This is a genomic window from Dolichospermum sp. LEGE 00246 (assembly GCF_015207865.1).
Lineage (GTDB): Bacteria > Cyanobacteriota > Cyanobacteriia > Cyanobacteriales > Nostocaceae > Dolichospermum > Dolichospermum heterosporum.
This window is the reverse complement of record NZ_JADEWA010000457.1, coordinates 1-4,354: the sequence shown is the minus strand read 5'-3', so window position 1 is coordinate 4,354 and position 4,354 is coordinate 1. Positions and strand designations below refer to the sequence as shown.

General features: G+C 34.1%; 6 protein-coding genes. 4 read left to right on the top strand and 2 right to left on the bottom strand.

The window, feature by feature from the left end; genetic code table 11:
- Positions 1-74 precede the first annotated feature (74 nt).
- The 3 genes from IQ228_RS22055 to coaBC are packed head-to-tail and all read left to right on the top strand — an operon-like array spanning position 75 to position 3,190.
- The gene (locus IQ228_RS22055) at positions 75-1,193 is read left to right on the top strand and encodes a DUF3696 domain-containing protein (protein WP_027404891.1); all 1,119 of its coding nucleotides are present in this window, start codon (positions 75-77) and stop codon (positions 1,191-1,193) included.
- Positions 1,194-1,979, top strand: coding sequence for a hypothetical protein (locus IQ228_RS22050; RefSeq protein ID WP_168466976.1), 786 nt, complete (start codon positions 1,194-1,196; stop codon positions 1,977-1,979).
- Complete coding sequence (coaBC, locus tag IQ228_RS22045) at positions 1,979-3,190, top strand: bifunctional phosphopantothenoylcysteine decarboxylase/phosphopantothenate--cysteine ligase CoaBC (RefSeq protein ID WP_193964439.1); 1,212 nt, start codon at positions 1,979-1,981, stop codon at positions 3,188-3,190. The genes IQ228_RS22050 and coaBC overlap by 1 nt, the downstream gene beginning before the upstream one ends.
- Before the next feature lie 38 nt (positions 3,191-3,228).
- Here coaBC and IQ228_RS22040 read toward each other — a convergent pair whose 3' ends face one another.
- Positions 3,229-3,651 carry a PIN domain-containing protein gene (locus IQ228_RS22040; protein WP_027404894.1) on the bottom strand — a complete coding sequence of 141 codons (423 nt, stop codon included), beginning with the start codon at positions 3,649-3,651 and terminating at the stop codon, positions 3,229-3,231.
- A 2-nt stretch (positions 3,652-3,653) separates the two neighbouring features.
- Positions 3,654-3,914 (bottom strand): type II toxin-antitoxin system Phd/YefM family antitoxin, encoded by a 261-nt coding sequence (locus tag IQ228_RS22035; protein ID WP_027404895.1) that lies wholly within the window; start codon positions 3,912-3,914, stop codon positions 3,654-3,656.
- A 204-nt stretch (positions 3,915-4,118) separates the two neighbouring features.
- Between IQ228_RS22035 and IQ228_RS27225 the strand changes: the two genes are divergently transcribed.
- Positions 4,119-4,247, top strand: a complete 129-nt coding sequence (locus IQ228_RS27225) for a hypothetical protein (RefSeq protein WP_255549989.1) — start codon at positions 4,119-4,121, stop codon at positions 4,245-4,247.
- The last annotated feature ends 107 nt before the right edge of the window (positions 4,248-4,354 follow it).

Sequence of the window (4,354 nt, the reverse complement as noted above, 5' to 3'; positions counted from 1 at the left end):
TCTGTATCTCAAGCTGCTAGTAAGGTTCAATATCGGTTTGAACAAATTGATCAAATAGTTCAAGAGGTTTTATCATGCTAAGTTCTTTGACTTTAAAAAATTTTAAACCATTTGAAAATCAATCTTTTTCTTTAAAGCCATTAACTCTACTGACTGGCTTAAATAGCACTGGTAAATCGTCTGTGTTGCAATCTCTATTACTATTACGTCAATCTTGTTTGCGGGATGATTTATTAGATAGGGTAGGTTTAGTATTAAACGGTGATTTAGTATCTATAGGTACTGGAAAAGATGCACTTTTCAAGAGAGCTAAAGAGGATGTAATAACTTTTGAAATTGGCATGAATAATGATATTAAAGGTACTTGGATTTTTGATTGTGATCGTCAATCAGATATAATGCGACTATCTACACCAATGTGGCTAGAAATCGATCTAGCAATTGATGCAGAAATTGATAATTCAAGTCTGTTTACAGATAAATTCCATTACTTAAAAGCAGAAAGAGTAGCACCTAGAAATTATTTCCAAATGTCTGATTTTCAAGTCAGACAACATCAACAGATTGGAAGTCAAGGAGAATTTACTGCTCATTTCTTATCTATAAATGAATATGCAAAAATTCCACATCATCAACTATCACATCCATCAGCACAGTCTGATAGTTTAAAAAGTCAAGTTGAAGCCTGGTTAGGAGAAATTAGTCCTGGAACAAGAATTGATATAGGATTACATTCAGCAATGGATTTAGTAAATTTACAATGTTCCTATGAAGACAATAATTCTTATCGTCTAACTAATGTAGGTTTCGGAATTATCTACATTCTACCGATTATTGTGGCTATATTGTCTGCTGCTTCAGATACATTGATTTTGTTAGAAAATCCAGAAGCTCATCTTCATCCTAGAGGACAATCTAAAATGGGAGAATTAATTGCATTAGCAGCAAGTTGTGGTATTCAAATAATCTTAGAAACTCATAGCGATCATGTTTTAAATGGTATTCGTAAAGCAGTAAAATATAAGAAACTTGATGCGGATAAAGTACAAATTAACTACTTTGAAAGATATTTAAAAAAAGGACAACCAACAACAGATATCATTACACCTCGAATTTATCCAGATGGAGGAATTGATAAATGGCCGGATGGTTTTTTTGATCAAGCTGAGAAGGATTTAATGGAGTTATTATAAATGCACTTTTTGATTAATGAGCTTGCTTTTATTGCACAAGCTACCAATGATTATGAAGCTGATGAATTAATGAAAAATATTTTAGAAATTATTCAAGAAATCAGTGTTCTTCAAAATGGTGATCCTATCCAAACTCATAGTAGTTTTTATTCTCAAAAATTATCTTCAAATTTAACATTACAGGAATGGTTTTCTACTAAAATTAAATCGCAAAAAACGAATCAACAAACAATAGCAAAGATTTTACTTAGACTTTTAAGGAACGGTCCGTTTGTGGATTTACAAAATTTATTAAATGATTGTAAATGTCACTATCAAAAACAAGATGTTTCATCGAGTTCATTAGCAGGTGCTGCTCAACTTCAAGGAATATTAATTAGTTTACAAAACAATCCTGATTTTATTCAAGAAAATATTGAAGTTGAATTTCAAGAAGGTACAAGTTCGCTAGAAAATAGAAGCATAAAAAATTTAACTGAAATTAAACAAGCTAGAAAAATATATCCTCGTTATAAACTTCATTCTAAACATGATCCTAAAGGATATTGGGAAAATGCTACTCCTATGAATTTAACAGATAAAGAAGCTCAAAAAGTTTTAAATATTTCTGTGGGGAATAGTAATGAAAATAGTGAAAAACGTTATGGATTTCATAAAGAAACAGATCAATTCTATGTGTTTCATTCAGATAATACTTTTGATGAACAGGGTTATCCTACCTATCATGGATTTCCGATTACTGAAAATCAAGTTCCTCCTAAAATACTAATTAAAATAAAGAGATAATGCCATCATCTATAAATCCCCAATCAAAAAGAGTCCTAATTGCTATAGGCGGTGGTATCGCCGCCTATAAAGTTTGTGAATTGGTTTCTACACTGTTTAAGTCTGGGCTAGAAGTGCGAGTTATTCTCACTAAATCTGCTCAAAAATTTATTACTCCTTTAACTTTAGCCACTCTATCCCGTCATCAAGCTTATATAGATGATGATTTTTGGCAACCAATTTATGCTCGTCCATTACATATTGAGTTGGGTGAATGGGCTGATTTGATTGTGATTGCGCCTTTAACTGCTAATACTTTAGCTAAGTTAGCTTATGGTATGGCAGATAATTTACTAACAAATACAGTCCTCGCTTCTACCTGTCCCGTATTGTTAGCACCAGCCATGAATACGGATATGTGGGAACAGGTGGCGGTACAAAGAAATTGGCGGCAGCTATTGACAGACGGTAGATTTTATGGTATGGAAACTGGTTCTGGTTTATTGGCGTGCGATCGCATTGGTGCTGGTAGAATGGCAGAAGCGGCAGAAATATTTGTTTATATTCAATCTTTATTACACACCCAAGGAAACAGAGATTTAGCTGGGAAGCAGGTTTTAATCAGTGCTGGGGGAACACGAGAATATTTAGATCCGGTGCGATTTATTGGCAATCCCTCAACTGGTAAAATGGGTTTAGCATTGGCACAGGCAGCACTGCACAGAGGCGCAAAAGTAATATTAGTCCATTGTCCGGCGAGTTGGAATGTACCTTTGGGAGTAGAAGCAATTGCGGTTGTCAGTGCGGAGGAAATGCAGCAGGTGATGTTCAACCATTTAGCCAATGCAGATATCATTATCATGTCAGCCGCAGTTGCAGATGTAAAGCCTAGAGATTATAGTAGCGAAAAATTGCCCAAGCGATCGCTTCCCGAAAATCTGCCTCTAGCAGCAGTACCGGATATAGTCGCTGAACTGGGAAATCGCAAACAACCCCATCAATATTTAATTGGTTTTGCAGCACAAACGGGGGATATTATTACTCCAGCGCGGGAGAAATTGCAAAGGAAGAAATTAGATGCAATTGTCGCAAATCCTATTGATAAGGTTGATAGTGGTTTTGGGAGTGATCATAATCAAGCTGTGTTTTTAGATAAGCAAGGAAGAGAGGTAGAAATTCCCGCTTGTTCTAAGTTGGAAATGGCGCATTATTTGTTTGATTTTGTTGTTTAAGGGAATAAAATTATATCGTTATTTCTGCAACTACAGAATTAATTACTACCTAAATAAATCTCTACATTTCGAGTGTTCCATGTAGCAATCCCAATTCCAAAAAAATCTTGATCTTCCGTCCATATTGGACAATTTAAAGATAGAGAAAGAGCAACTATTGTCCAGTCTTTGATATCTCTTTCTTGTATTCGCCGTTTAGCATCATACTCATATTCGCTATAAATTTCGTCAGCTATTGGTATGACTACCTTTGTTAGTTTCTCTATAGCATTTAAAAATGGATCTAATGGAAGATTCCGTTTTTGTAAAATTTTGGGTAAATGCTCGTTTAACTCATCATAGCAACAAGCGGGAGTAACAAAACTACAGTTATAATTGTATTTGTCTAATAAGTTGGGAACACGTTCTGCTAATACTGCGCGAATGAGAATATTAGTATCTAAAACAATTAACTTTCTCATCGTTATATTGTACTTTCTCTAGCATTCTGGAAATCAGCCAATAATTCATCTTCACTAATACCTCTTGTTTCCAGCAATTGTTGGATTTTTTGGACTGCTGCTTGTAAAGCCATTAAATCTTGTTTTTGAGGAGTAGGTTGTGTTGGTATATAGTAACCTATTGGGACTCCATGAGAAGTAATTGCGATTGGTTCAGATGTTTGTTGTGTGTACTTATGTAAATTGGCACGAAATTCTTTGATTCCTACAGATTGGATGTCCATAATAGTGAATTGACAAATTGTGTACACTTAAGTACACTATAACATGAACTTTGAATTATTGGCAATCAAGCGGTGTTTTTAGATAAGTCAGGAAGAGAGGTGGAAATTCCCGCTTGTTCTAAGTTGAAAATGGCGCATTATTTGTTTGATTTTGTTGTTTAATGGGATAAAATCACATTTTTATTTTTACTAGGATTTTTGAATATGACTGTGCATTTACCTGAAATTGGTATTACTGGTTGTGAAAGAGCAAAATCATTAATTGAAGAATTCCCTCAAAACATTGTTGGTAGTTTTTGGGTAATGTGTAGTTATGGGTTTGATTTTACCTGAGTTCGATATAAATAATCATCCTGAAAACTAATTATATCGGGCTTTTCTCAATTAGCAATGATTATTGACAATAAATAAACAAGAGAAAACAATCCAAAATTGAATAT